General features: G+C 62.4%; 14 protein-coding genes and 1 pseudogene. 5 read left to right on the forward strand and 10 right to left on the reverse strand.

Features of this window, described 5'->3' with window-relative positions; translation table 11 throughout:
- Window positions 1–36: 36 nt before the first annotated feature.
- The 3 genes and pseudogenes from AC1MH0_RS22960 to AC1MH0_RS22970 all read right to left on the reverse strand — a co-directional run bounded on the left by AC1MH0_RS22960 (window position 37) and on the right by AC1MH0_RS22970 (window position 3392).
- Window positions 37–642: a helix-turn-helix domain-containing protein gene (locus AC1MH0_RS22960; protein WP_480966368.1), complete on the reverse strand. Its 606-nt coding sequence runs from the start codon at window positions 640–642 to the stop codon at window positions 37–39.
- 491 nt (window positions 643–1133) lie between these two features.
- Window positions 1134–1274: pseudogene (locus tag AC1MH0_RS22965) on the reverse strand (PEPxxWA-CTERM sorting domain-containing protein); the annotation flags it as partial.
- Between the two features lie 525 nt (window positions 1275–1799).
- Window positions 1800–3392, reverse strand: a complete 1593-nt coding sequence (locus AC1MH0_RS22970; protein ID WP_480966369.1) for a DUF1996 domain-containing protein — start codon at window positions 3390–3392, stop codon at window positions 1800–1802.
- A 597-nt stretch (window positions 3393–3989) separates the two neighbouring features.
- On the opposite strand from AC1MH0_RS22970, the gene AC1MH0_RS22975 reads away from it, so the two are divergent.
- Window positions 3990–5114, forward strand: a complete 1125-nt coding sequence (locus AC1MH0_RS22975; protein WP_480966370.1) for a glycosyltransferase — start codon at window positions 3990–3992, stop codon at window positions 5112–5114.
- Between the two features lie 15 nt (window positions 5115–5129).
- Here AC1MH0_RS22975 and AC1MH0_RS22980 read toward each other — a convergent pair whose 3' ends face one another.
- The 3 genes from AC1MH0_RS22980 to AC1MH0_RS22990 all read right to left on the reverse strand — a co-directional run bounded on the left by AC1MH0_RS22980 (window position 5130) and on the right by AC1MH0_RS22990 (window position 8759).
- Window positions 5130–6587 (reverse strand): oligosaccharide flippase family protein, encoded by a 1458-nt coding sequence (locus AC1MH0_RS22980; protein ID WP_480966371.1) that lies wholly within the window; start codon window positions 6585–6587, stop codon window positions 5130–5132.
- A gap of 93 nt (window positions 6588–6680) precedes the next feature.
- Window positions 6681–7721: a glycosyltransferase family 2 protein gene (locus AC1MH0_RS22985; RefSeq protein WP_480966372.1), complete on the reverse strand. Its 1041-nt coding sequence runs from the start codon at window positions 7719–7721 to the stop codon at window positions 6681–6683.
- A gap of 126 nt (window positions 7722–7847) precedes the next feature.
- Window positions 7848–8759, reverse strand: a complete 912-nt coding sequence (locus tag AC1MH0_RS22990; protein WP_480966373.1) for a hypothetical protein — start codon at window positions 8757–8759, stop codon at window positions 7848–7850.
- Window positions 8760–8990: 231 nt separating this feature from the next.
- On the opposite strand from AC1MH0_RS22990, the gene AC1MH0_RS22995 reads away from it, so the two are divergent.
- Both AC1MH0_RS22995 and AC1MH0_RS23000 read left to right on the forward strand, forming a co-directional pair.
- Window positions 8991–9965: a glycosyltransferase family protein gene (locus AC1MH0_RS22995; RefSeq protein ID WP_480966374.1), complete on the forward strand. Its 975-nt coding sequence runs from the start codon at window positions 8991–8993 to the stop codon at window positions 9963–9965.
- A 61-nt stretch (window positions 9966–10026) separates the two neighbouring features.
- Entirely contained in the window at window positions 10027–11055 is a 1029-nt protein-coding gene (locus tag AC1MH0_RS23000) for a glycosyltransferase family 2 protein (protein ID WP_480966375.1), read from the forward strand.
- Between the two features lie 57 nt (window positions 11056–11112).
- Here the strand turns inward: AC1MH0_RS23000 and AC1MH0_RS23005 are convergent, their stop codons facing one another.
- The 4 genes from AC1MH0_RS23005 to AC1MH0_RS23020 are packed head-to-tail and all read right to left on the reverse strand — an operon-like array spanning window position 11113 to window position 15259.
- Window positions 11113–11931, reverse strand: coding sequence for a CpsD/CapB family tyrosine-protein kinase (locus tag AC1MH0_RS23005; RefSeq protein WP_480966376.1), 819 nt, complete (start codon window positions 11929–11931; stop codon window positions 11113–11115).
- Window positions 11932–11940: 9 nt separating this feature from the next.
- On the reverse strand, window positions 11941–13383 hold the full coding sequence (locus tag AC1MH0_RS23010) for a GumC family protein (RefSeq protein ID WP_480966377.1): 1443 nt from the start codon (window positions 13381–13383) through the stop codon (window positions 11941–11943).
- Window positions 13380–14687 (reverse strand): hypothetical protein, encoded by a 1308-nt coding sequence (locus AC1MH0_RS23015; RefSeq protein ID WP_480966378.1) that lies wholly within the window; start codon window positions 14685–14687, stop codon window positions 13380–13382. Before AC1MH0_RS23015 ends, AC1MH0_RS23010 begins: the two co-directional genes overlap by 4 nt.
- Window positions 14684–15259 (reverse strand): polysaccharide biosynthesis/export family protein, encoded by a 576-nt coding sequence (locus AC1MH0_RS23020; protein WP_480966379.1) that lies wholly within the window; start codon window positions 15257–15259, stop codon window positions 14684–14686. Before AC1MH0_RS23020 ends, AC1MH0_RS23015 begins: the two co-directional genes overlap by 4 nt.
- A gap of 223 nt (window positions 15260–15482) precedes the next feature.
- Here AC1MH0_RS23020 and AC1MH0_RS23025 point away from each other — a divergent pair, with 223 nt between their 5' ends.
- A complete protein-coding gene (locus tag AC1MH0_RS23025) occupies window positions 15483–17030 on the forward strand; it encodes a tetratricopeptide repeat protein (RefSeq protein WP_480966380.1) in 1548 nt (515 codons plus the stop codon).
- On the forward strand, window positions 17027–17839 hold the full coding sequence (locus AC1MH0_RS23030; protein WP_480966381.1) for a WecB/TagA/CpsF family glycosyltransferase: 813 nt from the start codon (window positions 17027–17029) through the stop codon (window positions 17837–17839). Before AC1MH0_RS23025 ends, AC1MH0_RS23030 begins: the two co-directional genes overlap by 4 nt.
- Window positions 17840–17859 lie beyond the last annotated feature (20 nt).

Genomic DNA, 17859 nt, shown 5'->3' on the forward strand with positions numbered 1-17859 from the left:
CTCGCTAGAGGGTGGCGGCTTTGTCATGTTCGCGGCTTAAAGCGCCGGTGCGACCATCAAACGCGAAGCGTGATAGTCGAGCGTACCACGCTTTAGCATGGTACGCTCGCCGAGTTCGCCGTCAGAGCAGTTGAGCAGCCTACCGATGCAGTTGCGGTTCCAGGTTTCGCGCGCCTTCGGCTCCCAGCCTTTCATATAATCAGCGTGGAAGGTCGACCCGCCCGGCATTCGCATGCCGGCCATCCGGTCCGACGAGAACCACACCTTGCCGTCGCTCTTCTCGATCGTGTAGACGACGCCCGGTGTGAGCTCCGGGATCAGATAGGCGATATCCACAAGCTCGACAACGTCCAGTCGCCGCTCCCCGGTTTCATACCGCGACACGAACTGTTGATGGCGATTGATCTTAGCCGCGAACGCCTCCTGGCTTACGCCTAATCCCTTATTGTCGCCGATCCCCTGCGGTGTCGAACAGTCCCCAAATCGCTCTTGGGCGCTCGCTAGAGCCATGAGTAGCGCGTTGGCCAGGTGTCGGGAGCCAAAAAAGACTTCATCGTCCTCTACGGCCCCTTCTGGCGCTTCTGCGACGACGGCTTTGGGGATGGCGAGCATCAGCCGCTCGACATAGTTTTCATCGAACACGGCGGGCGATCCACGGCTTGGTCATAGTGAGCAAGGCAGATAAGGCCGATTGTTTCCAAGGCCATTGCAGAGGATCGCCGATCATGATGGCTGCCGTAATTATCTGTCTCGTTACCAACGTGCCTGATGGCACCACGATCGTTTGCAACGACAAGACTCGATACGCATTGCCGGGCTGGAGGTAGGGGCGCGTGTTTCGACAAGTGCAAAGGGCTTGCTTGCCGGTTTGACCATGGGGAAGAAGGTATCGTGCCTACCCACCGGCAATGAGGGGCCTTTCATTGTCGCGAAATGCACACTGCCGGATCATCGTGATCTTGCATGTACCCTAATCAAGTTAAAAGCTGCGGTGCAGTCAAAGGAATCTTGGCTGCGCTACGGACTGGAAGACTGCGCTAAAAAATGTGCAAGCGATACAATAGAAAAGCCGCCGCCCCCTGCTCCGGGGCGACGGACTTTCTTCAACCTAAGTCTTTAATCTTAAATAAATTTTATGCGTAGGCAACCTTGGTCGTGACCTTAGACTTGCGACGCATTGCAAAGCCGACTGCACCCATGCCGAGGAGCATCATTGCCCACGTCGCGGGCTCAGGCACAGCGCCCGGAGTTGCCGCCGCAGAGTAGGAGAAGTTAATTCGGCTGTAATTCTGCGAGGTGGGGTCTGAGAACAGGTCATGAGCAGGACCGTTCGCAAGCGAATCTTGGAAGCCCAAACGCTGGATCGTCACCGGTAAGCCACCAATCGTGGAGGTGAAAGGACCGGTGGCATAGCTGTTAATACTGCTGAGCGAGCGCGAGCCGAGGATGCCGATGATGTCGCCGGTATTGATGCCGATTGACGTCGCGATGGAGGACGCACCGTTCTGGTTGGCGAAGAAGCCCAAATTGGTGAACGCATTCGTCGTGGTCGTAAAAGCGGGAGGAGTATTGGCAAACCGGACGACTTCGACCCACTGGTTATCGTAACTTTGCCGCCGCAGCCGCGGTGCCGGAAGCGGCGAGCTGGCTGCAGAGATGATCCTCGGCTTTGGCATTCTCGGCGGAGCGTTGCGCTACCGCCGTCGGCGTGTGATCACGCGGTCCGCGTGACGAAAGACTGTCGCTGGCCGCCATTGGGTGGCCGGCGACAGGTCATGACGTTCGCCTATACGGGCGGATCAAGCGGGGGGATCGATTAGCCGCGGATTGGCATCCCACGAAAAGCCGTCGTACATCCGCAGTTGCTTGCCGTTGCCAAGGTCGCCGCCCGAACAGTTGAGCAGTTTGTCAATGCAGTTGCCGTTCCACATTTTCATGACGTCGTCGTCCCAAGCACCGAACCAGTCGGCATGCATCGTTGTGCCAGGACGCTTGGGCGCCATGCCAGCCATGACATCGGACGACAGGCGCCACGTCGTCTTGTTCGCGTTCCACTGACCCGAACGGTCCAGATCGGCGTCGGTCGTGTACCACGCGCCCAGCGTGAACGCCGGGATGACATAGGGGTGCGTTTCCGGGCACTTCTCGTAACCCCATGAGCCATAGTCCGGGTAGGTCATGTGGCTGCGATGGTCAGCGGTGTCGAGGCTCTTGCCGTCCCAGCATTCGGGACCGCTGATGACCACACCCAGCCGGTTGCCAACAGGGCAGGCTTTGGCCGCCGAGACGATGTCGGGATAATGTCCCGGCGTACCGGTCGCTCCGTCGCAATTGTAGTAGAATGCGCTGCCGGGTACGTCCGTTGTCATATTGTAGCCGAATATGTAGCGCAGCCCCCGTGGCAGATCACGGCAGCCCTTGGTCGCCATCCGCATGCATTCAGGATCGTTGGCTGGCCGGCGCTTGTAGTAGATCGATACGTAATCGGGGCGCACTACCTTGCCCTTGCCGTTCATCATCGCCGGAATCCAATAGGCCGAGCGATTGAGGATGTTGTTGCAGGTACTATCACCCGTCGTCCGCAGGCTAGCATAAGTAGAATTGGCGTTTGCCGCGGTGTTGCCGAAGAATTGATGGAGATGCGAGCGGCCCGCCTGCCCAGGGTAGACGATCGGATCGTCGGCAAGCACCTGACCGGGGTTGCAGATGAAGCGGAACGCACCGACGACGTCGGGGGTATTGCTAGCCGGAATAGCCCCCGAGCCCCACGCCGGGACAAGGTACTTGTTGACGTCGAAGTTACTGGGGATTGATGCGAGTTCAACCAAACTTGGTCCTGCCGGAGCCGTAACGGTCGCCGTCAGGCGATAGGCGCAGGTCTTAGCGACGCCATAGACGGGATCACCGAACATCCCGTTGCTGCACGTTATCTTGTCGGTCACTTCTTTGTACGCGAAGACGTCGCGCGCTCCGTAGCGCACCTGCGTCGTGCCCGGCACGATGCAGGTCTGGTCCTCGTTCGCGCAGGTGATCCACTGCGCGGGCGTCGCTACCGTCGCATAGGAGCAGGATTTGACGACGCCGTACGAGGGATCTCCGAACAGCGCATTGCCGCAGACAAACTGGCCGGTGACCTCGCGTGTGACGACCTGGTCGCCCACGCCATAACGGACGAGCACGGTGCCCGAGACGTTGCACGTCTGCCCTTCCCGCGCACAATCCACCCAGTTGGGCGTAACGGTAGCGGACGAAGGCAGTTTTGCCGTCAGCGCCGCCAGCGGCGCGGTGATGATCGTCACAGGCGGTATCGACAAGGTGCCAGATGCAAAGTTGGCAGCGAATGCCACGCCTACACAAAGCAGCCCCGTGGCCGAGGCGATGATTTTTAGCACTGAAGCCCCCCAATGAGTACGGCGGAACGCCGTTATCGGACCACTCCGCGGCGGCATGTAGCCACGGATTTGTTCGCGGGAACAAAAGCATGCCACCGGTATCCACACCGAGAATACATTTGGTAAACGCAGCGGTTACGTTATTAAAAACAGCCGGCGGTTCTTCGCGCGGGCGGTGGGACGAGGGCTTTTACGGATCCCTGACGGGCGAATGATGAGCAGATCGTCAAATCTGGACCAATTGTGCTCAGTTCTTAATTCAATATACTGGCAGGTAGAGAACCGTAATTGTTGTGCTTATATCCGGGAGATCGTCAGCCGAAGGTAAGTATATAACCTGTGAATTTTTCGGCTTATGGCGATACCGGCTACAGACATTAAATGCATTTGCTATGCGGGCGACCGGCTGCCTGGATTTCCGCTCATTGACCAGCGAACAGGCGGTTCGCCTGGCGCGCCGATTGCGCTAACCGGTTCGGGCCTGATCGGAAGAATGGAAAGCATGGCTCAAGACAGTCCCCCTGCCGTTAATCGGCCATCCGGTCCGGCGAACGCGCCGGCAAAACCGTCGTTCGCCCACCACGCAGTGGTCGCGGCATGAGGATCCTGTTCCTTTCGATTGCCAACCCGGGTGATTTCTCATCGGGTGGCAACCAGCGCAGCAATTATATCCGCGATGCGCTGCAGCAAATCGCCATTGTCGATACGATCGTCGTCAAACAGGACATTGCTTCTTGCGTTCGCGACGAATGGGACGATGATCGGGTGATGATGGTCGCTACCGCCTATTCCGCCGGGCGCCGTGAAAAGCTGCGTCAGCAGGGTGTGGCGCGCCGGATGATCGCCGCCGCTGACGCGGCGAACCGCTACGACTTCATCGTAGCGCGCTATCTGCGTACCGCGATGCTGGTTTCGCCTACGGCCCATCGCAGGCTCGTTGTCGACGGCGACGATCTGCGCCAGAATGGGGCGGGCCGGTCGCTCGCCCGTCGGGTCTTCGTCTGGATTCGGGCGGAGGCGATTCGTGTCGCCGCGCGACGAATGTTTACGATCTGGCTGGTCGATCCTCGGGATCGCGTAGCCGTTCCCGGTGCGCGGGTCGCCATGCTGCCCAACACCGCCCGGCGCTTCGCCGCACTCAACGCCGGGGCCGCAGTCGCACCGGGCCTGGATCCGGGGGCGCCTGCGGGCCGACGAATCCTGATGGTCGGCATCTATTCCTATCCGCCCAACGAGCAGGGCCTGACCTGGTTCGTGCGCACCATCCTGCCGCGGATCGTGGAGCGCTTCCCCGACGTCGCGTTCCACGCCATCGGCCGCTATCACAAGCCCGAGCTGGACGCGATCGCCGGGCCGGTAACGATGCGCGGCTTCGTCGACGACCTCGCCACGGAATATCGCCGAGCCGACGTCATCGTCTGCCCGATCATGTCGGGCAGCGGGACACAGATCAAGGTGGTCGAGGCGCTGATGAACGGCCGGCCGACCGTCGTTTCGGACTTCGCCTATCAAGGATTTGCCGACGTTCTGATCCGCGACGACCATCTGCTCGTCGCGCGCCACGCCGACGAGTGGGTCCGCGCAATCGAGGCCGTGTTTGCTGAGCCCGACCGGTCTACAGCCATGGCGGAGCGCGGCCGTGAGGCTGCCGAACACGCTTACAGCCTTGACGCTTTCTCGCGCCGCGTAGTCGATACGTTCAGCTGTCCGCCGCCCATATGAGCGTAGTATCAGCGCTCAGAGCGTGCGCGCCTGGCCCGGCAGGCGGCGGGTCGCCAGCGCCGCGATTAGCTTCAGCTCATGCAACAGCGGGTGCTTGAGCATCGCAAGGCCTGCGATCCACATTACCACACCAAGCACGATTGCTCCCGCCAGCAGAGGCACAGAAGGGATGCCCGTCGGTGTGGTCAGCATCAACACGCCCGACGGCGCAATCGCGAGCAGCGTAAGCAGAGCGCTGCCGAGATAGGTGCGGGTGAAATCGTGTCCCGACGTTTGCGTCATGCTGTTGAGATAGGGGCGATAGAGCCAGATCGCGAAAGCCGCCTCGAGCGCGCGGCTGGCAGCTGCGGCCTCGAGGCCGATCGTGCAGCCGACCGCAAACATGGCGATACCTATCGACGCGCGGATCGTCTCTAGCCGGGTCTGGTCGCGCAACCGGTTGGTCGCGGTGAACAATTCCCACGTCATCGTGATGGATGACAGCAGGATCGAGGTCAGCGCCAGGAACGCGAACGGCACCACCGCGGGCGCCCATTTCGCCCCGTAGACGAGAATGACGAATGGCTTGGCGATCACCGCGAGCCCGGCGAAGGCAGGCCATAGGATTGCGGTGATGATTGCAACCGTCTGCAAATAGCGGTCGCGCAGCCTTTCGCCGCGGCGATGAACGTCCGAGAAATCGACAAGTACGACCCGGCCGACGACCAGATTGATGTTGTGCCAGAGCAGGTTATTCATGCCTGCGGCGCGATTGTAGAGACCCAGAGCGCTCAGCCCCAGCATCCGGCCGATCATCAGTTCGGAGAACCGCTGGCCGAGGCCGTGGATGCCGGCGACCGCGAGCATCTGCAGGCTAAATTCTAGGATGCGACGCCACGAGGTCAAGCTGAACTGGTAACGCGCATGGTGTCGGCCGGCATAGGTGCCGAGCAACGCCAGCACGGCGCCGCTTGCGAGCTGTGCATAGGCAATACTCATATAGCCGAGCCCGGCGACCACAAGGCCGACACCCACGAGGGCGTTAGTGATACTCGACGCGGTGGAAATTAGCGCGAGCGCCTTGAAGCGACCCTCGCGCTCCAGCTGCGCCATCGGCAGAAACGAGACAATGCTGAACAACGGCGTCACCGCCAGCACCAGCAGCACGTTCTTCACCCCTGGCGCGTGCATCGCCGCAGCGCCGAAGACGCTGAACGCCACAATGCCCAGCGCGAGAAGGATCGTCAGCACCGCATTGACGGTGAAGGCGGTGCGGGTGAAATCCTCGGTGAGGATGCGCTCGCGGACAATTAGCGCGGGCAGGCTGACCTGCTGAATGATCGACAGCACGCCAACCAGCGCGGTCGCGACCGCGAAGATTCCCATCTCGTACGGGCTCAGATACCGCGCGAGAATGACCGAAAAGGCGAATTGTAGCAGGAACGAAGTCGCTTGAGCGATGCCTAGCCAGGATAGCGACTTACGATACGACATCGACGTAAAACTCCTGGCGCCCGGTCGCCGGCCCCGGGTCCGGTGCTCGCCCCTTAGCCTATCTTCCCCAACGGTACAGGATGCTTGCGCAGGTCAGCGACCAGCGTGGCGTTTAGCAAGCCTGCTCAGGCCCGTTACGCCAAACACAATCTCCTTGAATGTCGAGCCGATCCATGGCCGATAAAATGGGATCGAACGGCTGTTACGGAAGGCGCCAAAACGATCCGACAGGCGATCCGCGGTGTAGGTCCGCTCGCGCTGTTCGCACAAGAACGCGCGCTGCCGGTATGTCTCTGCTGCGCGTACCGCCGGGGCAGCAAAGCGGCCGGTGCCACCGCCGACGCCGGCGAACAGCCGCGCCATCTCAGCGTCGAACGCCGCTTCCTCGCGAAAGCGCTCCTCGGGCACGGTGATCGCACTGTAAAGGCGGTTGGACAGCGGCCGGCGCTTCAGCCCGTAGGTATTGCTGCCGTGCTGTCGATAGCACAGCAGCGGTGTTGCGACATGGGATATACGGCCTAGGGCGGCGCAAAGCGTATAGATCCAGTGGTCGTGCGACAGGGGCAGGTGCGGCTGGTCGGGTTGTTGCGGCCGGTCGCCGCGCGAGATTGGTTGCAATACCGCGCGATCGAACATCATCGAATTGCCAAATCCAGTGTTGTAAGGATCAAGGGCCAGCGGCTCGATCACGCGGTCGGCGTTGATCCCCTGGTTCCAAGTCAGTCCCACGGGGGCGAGAGCAGCATCGGTGACGATAAGCGGGTGGATCGCCAGCAGGCTGGCGTCGTCGGTCATTCGCTGGGCGGTCAGCGCCAGTTTGTCGGGCAACCATTGGTCGTCCTGGTCGCTGAGCGCAACGAAGTCGCCGCGGCAATGCTCGGCAGCATGCAGGAAATTGTCGGCGAAACCGAGCCGCGCATGGGGCGGCATGATCCGTACTTCGAACGGGGCAGTTGCCGCGAAGCGCTCAACCATCGCCAGCGTTGCATCGGTCGATCCGTCGTCGCTGACGACAATCTCGGTGGGTAGCCGTGTTTGCGCGGCGATGCTCTGCAACTGCTCAAGGATAAAGCGTTCGCCATTGTAAGTCGCCATGGCGATCGAGATCGACGGACCGGAACGCGGTTGATTCACATCGTTATTCCCTTGGCAACTACCGCGGTCGTACTGACTGCCTTGGCGTCCCGTGATGCCTCGCCCAGCCGCGTCCCGCCTTAACGCCCGCCGGTGCCGGCAACAACCCGGACGAGGTCGCCACTGTCAGGCGATGATTTTAATTCGCCGCGCGTACAGCGCCCAGTGTAGGCCCCGCCATTTGCGCAGGATCCAGCGGTTCAGGGCGACGCCGCGCGGCGTCGCCCTGGGTTCGACCACGTTGTCGTGCAGCCATCGTCCCAACTCGGGATGTTCGCGCGCGACCCGGTCGAGCATGACCGAGCGATGCGGGGGCTGCATCGACCGCGAATAGTGCAGGACGGCGGAAACGCCGATTGACGGCCCCCGGTCGAGCAGCGGCGGGAACAGCATATGGTGGTCGCAGTGCGAGAGATGGCGCCAGCGCAGCCGGAGCCTGGTCATCACCGGCGACAAGGTGACTTGGTCGGCTGAGAAGAACGATCCGTTGGGCAGCGCTATCCTGCTGTCGAGCAGGCGCCAGAAGGCAAGGACATAATCCGCCGCGAATCCTGAAGCGCGCCGCCAGGAGAACACACCCGAGTTGAAATAGACGAGCCTGTTGCCGGTATCGTCGGACAGCCACGGCAGGCGCGCATAATCGACGCCGATCACGTCGCACAGCGCGATCCAATAGGGCTCGCTGCGCCGGTCTGCGCTGCTTACCGCGGCGTTCAGCGGTTCGGTGCGCGCCGCGAAATCCTCGTCGTCGGCAAGCAGCAGCCCCGACGGGTCCGAGGCGATCAGCACGTCGCTGTCGAGCCACGTCACCACCGGCGTCTTCGCCAAGCGATCCGCAGTTTCGACCGCCATGATCTTGTTGGAATAGCCGAACCAGGGATAGCGGTTCTCGCCGATCGGCGATGTGACAATTTCGACGCCTAGCCGGTGCAATTCGTCGCGAATATCCCGACGCAGCGCCGGGCCGGTTCGCCCCATCACTGCCATCACGGGCCCGTTGCGCAAGCTGCCACCGAACGTGCGCAGTGATCGCACCATCAGCAGTGTCTCGTCCTCGAGCCGACCCGATTCGATGGCGCAAACGAAAGTCGTCGGATCCGGCACGCATAACCTCGTATTGGCGAACCGCCCGCCACCCCTCTCCTCTGACGGGCATTGCGAACGATGTAAATGACGACAAGTCACCCCGCGCCGTCTTACCCAAGGCTTGTCCGCGGCGGTCCCGAAGTCGGCCTATGCACCGATCAATCACCCGGATAAAGGGATACGATGCATCGGTACGTCAGCGCTTACGAATTGAATCCCGAGGGATCGCCGTTCGTCGATTTGGGTGAGGGCTTCGTGTCACAGGACGTGTCGGCGCTGCCCCGGAATGCGCTGGAGCGACGGATCACTCGGCCGCGGCTGTCGCGCATTCGTGCCGCAGCGCAGGCGGTCGCGCTGTCGCGGGGCGATCCGATCATCACGCATCTGCCGCGGCTGACCGCGACTGTCGCAGGCTTGCAAAAACTCTCGCGCAACCGGTCGCGCCATCTTGGCTTCTCGTTCAACTTTACCCGGCTGCCGGCTGGACCCAGCCTTGAGCTATTCCGGAGCGTACTTAGCCGGGTCGATCAATTCATCACCTTCTCGCGTTACGAGGTCGACCTGTACGCCGGGCATTTCGAGATCGCGGCCGACCGGATCCAGTCGATGCTGTGGGCGCAGGCAACGCCCGAAGTCGGAATTGCTCCGACGCCGTTTACCGGTCAGTCCTATGTCTGCGCGTTGGGCGGCGAAGGCCGCGACTATGCAACGCTGTCCAAAGCGGCGCGGCTGCTGCCGCACATCACCTTCGTGGTGATCGCGCGAACCTATAATGCGATCGGACCCGATGCGCCGAACGTCCGGGTACTGTGCGATATCCCGGCACCGATGGCGTGGCGGATTGCGCAGGAATCGCGGCTGATGGCGCTACCACTGCTAACCCGCGACACATGTTGCGGGCACATCACGCTGGTCGCCGCCAAGCTACTGGGCGTCCCAACAGTATCGACCTTCTCGCTCGCGACACGCGACTATATCGCCGATGACTGCACCTGCCCGCCGGGCGATCCGCAGGCGCTGGCTGCACTAATCGGCGCTGCCTACGACAATCACATAGCGCTGCGCGATGAGGCGAGGGCTGGCATCGCGGCGGCCGAGGCCGCGCATGGCCGGCATCATTGGCAGCGGGCGGTTACTGACTTCCTACTCGAACGTTAGGCGTGTCGAAGCTACGGTCGGTCGTACACGCACGCCTTGGAGAACACGGTGATGATTGGTGATGGACGAGGCTCGCTTAGATCGACGACGGCGACATCGCATGATTGATCTCGCCACAGCCGTCGGCGTGGTCGTGATCGGACGCAACGAGGGCGCGCGGCTCATTGCGTGTCTTTGCTCGACCTCGGCGCTCGGGCTGCCGGTGGTTTATGTGGACAGTGATTCGACAGACGGCAGCCAAGCGGTCGCACACGCCGCGGGGGCACGCGTCCTCAACCTTGATCTTATGCGGCCGTTCACCGCGGCGCGCGCGCGTCTCGAAGGCGCCGAAGCGCTCTTCGTGGCGAACCCGAAACTCACCTATGTCCAGTTCGTCGATGGCGACTGTACCCTTGCACCCGCATGGATCCCTGCCGCACATCGGTTTTTGGAAGAAAGCCACGGCTATGCGGTTGCCTGCGGGCGACGCCGCGAGCGTTCGCCTGGGTCGTCGCCTTATAACGCGATGGCGGATCTGGAATGGGACACGCAGGTTGGGGATGCTGATGCCTGCGGTGGCGATGCACTGTTCCGGATAGCTGCTTATCGCGCGGTTGGCGGTTTTGACGCCGCGCTGATCGCGGGCGAAGAGCCCGAATTGTGCACGCGACTCCGGGGTGCGGGATGGCAAATCCGCCGCCTTGATATTGAAATGACTGTTCACGACGCAGCGATGACGCGGTTATCGCAATGGTGGAATCGCGCGGTGCGCAGCGGCTTCGGCTATGCGCAGGCGTGGCAAGCGACGCGGAGGGGGAAGCATGCGCTCTATCGCCGCGAACTGTTGCGCGCGAGCGTCTGGACGTTGTCTCCGGTCGCGCTGTCGATCGTCGCCGGCTTGGCGATCCATCCCGCGGCGTGGCTGATCGCGCCGCTCGTATACGCCGCGCAAATAGCGCGGCTAGCGATGAAGTTCGGTGCGACCCACGTCTTCTCCTGGCAGCGCGCCGGTCTGTTGACGCTGGGCAAGGCGGCTGAAGCGTGGGGCGCACTAGTGTACTTCAAACGTTGCGCGGCTGGCGCCATCGGTGATACGATTTCGTACAAATGACCGTGCTATGCATCTGATCGCTACTCTCATCGACCGTCCTTACCGGCCAACGCGTGCTCAGGTTTCCTGGCGGTCGTAATATTTCGTGTATTTGTTCCCGTAGCCGCCATAATCATACGGATCAGACCAGCCCCCGTCGTAGCGGTTCAGCACGCTGCCCAGACACGGAGTCGGTTGCAGCATCTCGCGTGTGCCGATCACCTGCTTGCGCGTGGTGACGCCTTGTTCGACAACCATCAGATAGGCGTCGAGATGCTCGCAGATCACCGCAGTGTCGTCGTTGGCAAAGGCGGGCGGCAGGTCGCAGATTACGATCGCATTGTCGGGCAGCGCTCGCATTGCGATCGCCAATGCCTTGAACCGCTCGCTCGCGAACAGCTCGGCCGAGCGATCCATGCTGGCGAAGCACGGGAAAAAGGCGAAGCCGTCCTCGCCGACGCGATGCCCGATGTCGCGAAGGTCGTTGACCTTGCCTTCAAGGAACAGCCCTAGGCCGCGGCCTGTTTTCAAGCCAATTTCACGCGCAAGCGAGCCGCGACGCAGATCAAAGTCAAACAGATAGACTTCGCGATCAGGCATCCGCGATAGCGCTGCGGCAAGGTTGGTCGAAATAAACGACTTACCCGCATTCGGCGCGGCCGACGTGATGCCGACCACCTTGACGCCGCGCTGACTCATCCGCTTGGTGATCTGAGAACGGAACAGGTTGAACGCCCGCGAACGGATGTCGCGCGATTCGAAGCCGACGATTTTGCGCCTGGCAAGATGCGTGGGATCGAGGTCGAGTACCGGCAGCTGCACCGCGTGCGGAATGGTTACGACCTGCGCGATCGCACTGTCGCCACGCGATGCCGTTGAATGAAGATGATCGGTCACGTCGCGATCCTAACCTTTTGCCTTGCGCCAGAAGCGGAACCATTGCCGCCTCTTGGCCACATTTTTAGCGGTCACCGTAGGGATAACACCCAACGGAACTTCGCCGAACAGCTGGGTCAATACATTGGGATCACGGATTGGCCGCATCACCAATTCAACCAGTCCGACCAGCACCAATCCAAGCGCAAGCCCGGCGAGTGGGCCACCGACGATCAACATCCACCGCTTAGGAAAGCTGGGCTCGTCAGGGACCACCGGCGGATCAACGATCGACAGCCGTTCGCCGAGCTGTTCGTTCTCGGCCTTCACGCCGGCGCGCGCTTGAAAGAGCCGGTCCGACACGCCCTTGAACTGCTCATTGAGGCCGTCGAGCTTCTGTTGCAACTGCGCCACTTGCTGGAGAATGACCGGTGCCCGCGACTGCGCGCCAACGGTCGCGTTGAGCCGCGCGGAATCGCCCGCCTGGGCGGAACGGAGCGCGGCGATCTGACGATTATTGAACGCAACCTGGTCGTCAATTGATTGCACCGGCACGTTAGCGACGTTCTTACGCGCCAGATTTTTGGCTTCGGCCAGCCGTTGGCGGGCAAGCCGCACGTCGGGATGGTCGTCGGAATAGACTGCCTGCGCCGCGGCGAGCTGGGCTTCCGCCTGCGCGACGATAGGATCACGGGTGTCCGCGGACCGGACTAGGCTGCGTTGGCTTATGAGCTGCGAATTTTCGCGCTGTAGAGCGGCGATCTGGACATCGTAGCCACCGCTTCCGGCACCCATCATTGTCACGCCCGCGCTCGACAGGACTGTGCCGTTGGCGGCCTTGATCCCGGCAATCTGGCGTTCTTGCTCTCCAATCTGCTGTTGCAGCGTTCTGGCTTGGTCGCTGAGGAACTGCACTGTCGCATCGGCCTGCTGCGTCGACTGCGTCGCGTCGAGCTGGAGGACCTGTTCGCTCAGATCCTGTGCGACCGACTGCGCCTTGACTGGATCGGCATAGGAATAGGAGAGCGTGAAGGCTATCGTCGCGCTGCCGTTGGCCTGCTGCTGAAGTTCGGAGCCGAGGGGTGCGATGGTAACCGCCTTGCGCATCGTGTCGACGATGTCGGACATCGCTGCGTCGGCCCGCTCGCGAGGGTACAACTGGTACCGGTTGACGAGGTCGATTAGTTCGGGACGGCTTAACACCCGCTCGCGGATGCGCGCGATGCGGCGATCAATGACGTCGTCTGGATTGCCCCCTGCGATCGCCTGCGGCAGCGACGAAGACTGCACCAGCAAAGTCGCGGTCGAGGTATAGCGGGCGGGCAGCAGGATCGCCGCAGCGAGGCCCAGGATCGACGCCACCACCGCGGGTATGACGACGTACCAGCGCCGTTGCCAGATGATCGCCGGAATGTGGCTGATCAGCGAGCCGCCGCCACTCTGTTCGGCGTCAAATTCGTCGTCATGCTTCATGGTCTGCCAAGCCTATACGTTACACCGACCAGCGCGGTCATGTTGGCACCGATCCGGGTGGCGTTGTCGAACGTCTTCGCGTAGCCGAGCGCAACGTTGCCCCACAGCGAAGGTGCGAAACGCCGCGAATAGCTGGCGCTGGCAGTTGCGAAATCAACCGAACCGTCACGCGTGATCCCCGGCAGACGCTGGATCGGATCGCTGGCGCGCGAATAGCCGGCACTGACCGACACGTCGTCACGTGCGCTCAGCCGATAGGCGAGCGACCCGGAGGCGCTGGTCTGAGTGCGAACGCCTTGGAACGACGAGGGTACAGTCTGCCGCGATGCGCTGAGGCACGTCGACAGGCGCTCGTCGCGGCGGCACAGGTCGGCGCTACCATTAAAGCTGACCGAGGTCCGGCTCGAACCGAATTCTTTCATGCTGACGATTGCCGCGCCGAGGGCAGCCGACAGAGACCAGCGATCGCTGATCGTGCGCCGCACCGTCAGCGATGGCTGATAGATCGTCGCATCGCCGAAGCTAGTGCCGAGATAGTCGGTGAAGCCGACCGAGAAGCTGGCGCCGACATTCAACTTTTCGCCGAGCGCGCGCGAATAGGCGATGGTGGGCGTCATGTAGTTGAAGTCCTCGACGTTCGCGTCCTTGGAGCGGTTCGCCGTAGCCGTCATGTTGACCGTGAGCTGGTCGCGTAACGAGAGAGCAGTCGAGAGTCCGCCGGAGGCCATGTAGACTTGTCGACGCCGGCCGATGCCGCCGAGCGACGGATCTATGATGGCGTTGGGCAGATCAGGTAGGACGACGGGCAGAGCGGTACCACCGCCCGTAATCGGCGTTGGGATGACCGTGCCGGGCAACGAGGTACCGAACGGCACGCCAAGCCCGGTAAAGGTGCCGACGATTGAGTTGGTATAGCTAAGTGCGGCGTTGAGCGTCATGTACTCGCTTAGCCGGTGTGTCCCCGAACCCTGAACGTTTAGGTTCTCGTTGGTGCCGTAGTTCTTGTCGTAGAACGTAATCTCGGCGTTGCCATCGACCCGCAGGCTGGTCAACGGGCGTTCCATTGTCCAGCTCGGCCGGATGCCGATCGTCTCGGTTGCCGCGGTGGGGGTCGAACCTGGACTAAGAAACGGATTCGTCGAGATGCCCGCCCTGGCGGATAGGTCGGCGCCAACCTGGCTCTGCGCGAGGGCAGGCGCGGCAACGAGCGGCATGACAGCAAGCGACACGGCCAGCGCAGCGGCTGGCCGGGTCAGCGGCCAGTCGAGAGGGCGCCGCGCGGAGGAGATGATAGGTCTGCTCATGGGACGATGATCGTATCGCCGCTCTCGATGCGGGGGATCAATTTGTCTCCTGCAGCGTCGCTCGGCACGCCGTTGCGCATCACCCCGGCTAGGCGGGCGCGAATGCTGGTGATCGTGTTACCAGTCTTACGAACGATCGAGATGCTGTCCAGATTGGCAAATTCGGATGGACCACCGGCGAGGCTGAGCGCCTCGAGCAAGTTGACGTAGCGGCCGGGGGTAAACGATCCGGGGTTTTTGACCTTGCCGACAATCGAGAATTGTAGCCCGCTGGGATTTCGCACCGACACCGTCACCTGCGGTACTGCGCTGCGGTACTGGCCGGAGAGCCGCTTCGAGATCGCCTCCTGCAGCTGTTCGGGCAACAGTCCCTGCGCATAGATTTGGCCGACCAGCGGCATTGCGATGGTACCGTCTGGCAGTACGCGGATTTGGCGTTGCAGCCGCTCTTCGTTCCAGACGTAGATCTCGATCTCGTCGCCGGCGTTAATCCGGTAAGGCATGACGCCTGCGCCGCGAACGACGGGGGGGGCGGCGGTGGGCGTTACCTCTTGCACGGTTTGCGCCGCCACTGTTGGCGCGATCACGCTGACAAGCACAGCCGTCGTTAGCACGCGCCGCCACGAAAGTATCGACATTGCATTTCCCTTTATACCCTTGAGCAACTTCCTATCGGCTTTTCCCATAACTGGCGAGGCTGAAAGGAGGGTTACCAGGAATTTGCACTGTTGCGATTCCATCGCAGCCAATTACGAGAGGGTTGTGATGGGTCCTCAGCGCGCCATAATTATCCGAATGTGGTCGGTGCTTCTTGCAGCGCCGTTGCTGGCGTGCGCCGCGAGCGAACAGCAGGTCGCCGACATGGCGGCCCAAGCACAGCAGCTGCTTGATTCCGGCCAGCCCGGACAGGCGCAGGAACTGATCGGTCGCGCTGTGCGTGAACGCGACGATCTGCCCGGCGTTTTCTTGGTCCAGGCACGGATCGCACTAGCGCTGGGTAAACGCGCGGATGCCTATCGTGCCTTTGCCAATGTACTCGCGCTTGAGGCAACCAACCCTGAGGCGCTGATGGGCGCGGCGCAGACCGGGATGGGATCTGGCCATCTCAAGGAGGCCGATGAAGCGGCCGACAAGATCCTCGCGCTTGATCCCAACCAGACCGACGCGATGCTAATCAAGGGCATCGGCAAGATGGTCCGTAACGACCTCGACGGGGCAATTGCGTTCAGCGACCGGATCCTTGCGCTCAAGCCCGGCGATATGGCGGCGATTATCCTCAAGTCTCGGGCACTAGCGTTACAAGGCGATCGCGCCGCAGCGCTTAAGCTGGTCGAGACTGGTATTGCCAAACAGGGGCCGACGCTGGAGCTGACGATGGCGCTAGCCGAATTGCAGCGGCGGAACGGCGATGCCGGCGCATTCCTGGCGTCGCTGCGCCGAATCCGCGAACTGGCCCCCGCCAACCGCGACTATCGCTTCGACCTGGTCGATACGCTGTACCGGCTCGGCCGGATCGACGAGGCACGCGTCGAGACCGCATCGCTGATCGCGGAGCCGAACGAGGATACGCGCGAGGCAACGCGCTATGCCCGACTTTGGTACGCCTATGACCAAGCCGCGCTGACCCCCGACCAGCTTGCGCAAGCTGCTGCCAAGGCGTCGGTTGATACCCGTTTGGCGTTGGCGCGCTTTTATGTGGCGACGGGGCGCGGCGCCGTCGCGGCGGCCCTGCTGCAGCCAATCGCAACTGGCTGGTCAAGCGATGTCCAGGCCACCTACGCGCGGGCAGTCGCGTCGGCAGGGCCGGCGGGCGGTTCGGCAGCGGTTACGGCACGCGATGCCGCGATCCGCATTCTGGACAGTGATACCGACAACGGTGCTGCGCTGCTGGTTCGTGCCGACACGACATTGGCGCGCAACGACCCGAGTATCGCGATTATAGATTATCAGCGCGTCATCCGGGACTATCCTGAATGGGAAGAAGGCTATCTCGGCCTGGCCCGCGCCTATGCAGCCGCGAACAAGCCTGAGGGTGTTCGCCGCGCGTTCGAAAGCGGTCGCCAGGCGATGCCTCAAAGCCTGCCGCTCGCCCGCGCCTATGTCATGCAGCTACTGCGCACCGGCGACAAGGCGCACGCCGTCGAAGTGGCGCGGCGGTTCGGGCTCGATTCCCCGTCGCTGATTGCCGGCTGGGCCTGGTATGGCACAGTCTGCGCGCAGGCGGGTGGCGGTGATTGCCGGACCGAGGCGGCGGACGGACTTAAGCGAGCGCGCGCGCAATTCGGGCTCGACCTTGCCCCCGGTACACCGCCTCCGGTCGCGCTAATTGGGCGGCTAGATTGACCACCACCGCACCGTCGGCGTCGAAGACCGACTTCCTCGATCTCCCGATCGCAAATTTGTCGTTCGACGCGGCGATCGACGCGGTGTTCGCGCGGGCGGACGCCCCGGTCTTTTCGTATGTCGTAACGCCTAACGTCGACCACGTCGTACGGCTTGATCGAGCGGCACATCCCGCGGTCCGACCTGTGGCACCGGACCCGACGTTGGGTCCGGTGCTCAGTGATCCGATTGGCGCCGCGTTCGTCGCCGCTTACGACGCGGCTGCGCTAGTGCTCTGCGACAGCCGGATACTCAGGGGACTGGGGCGGCTGTCGGGACACGATTTGCAGCTCGTGCCGGGAAGCGACCTGACGCAGGCAGTACTTGCTGATCCGCGAATCGTGGCGCGGACGATCGTAATCGTCGGCGGCCAGGCAGCGCTACTGTCTGCGCTCCAGCGGCGCGTGCCGCAGGCGCGCTTCATCCAGCTTTGCCCGCCGATGGATGCGCTGCGCGACGAAGCCGCCCTCGTCGAGATTGAGCGTTTTGTGGCGGAGGCCTGCGCTGATATCGTGTTCTTCGCGATTGGCGCACCACAGAGCGAGATCATCGCGCACCGCTGCCTGCGCGCCGGGCAGTCGCGCGGTGTGGGCCTGTGCATCGGCGCCTCTCTTGAATTCATCGTCGGTGACAAGCGGCGCGCACCGTACTGGATGCAGCGGTGCGGCCTGGAATGGCTGTTCCGCCTTGCGAGCGAGCCACGGCGGCTGTGGCGGCGTTATTTGGTCGAAGGCCCGCGCATTTTTCTAATCTGGGCCCGGCGTCGCTAGAATCGCACAGATTGGTGGAT

This window comes from Sphingomonas sp. AP28, from assembly GCF_056680455.1.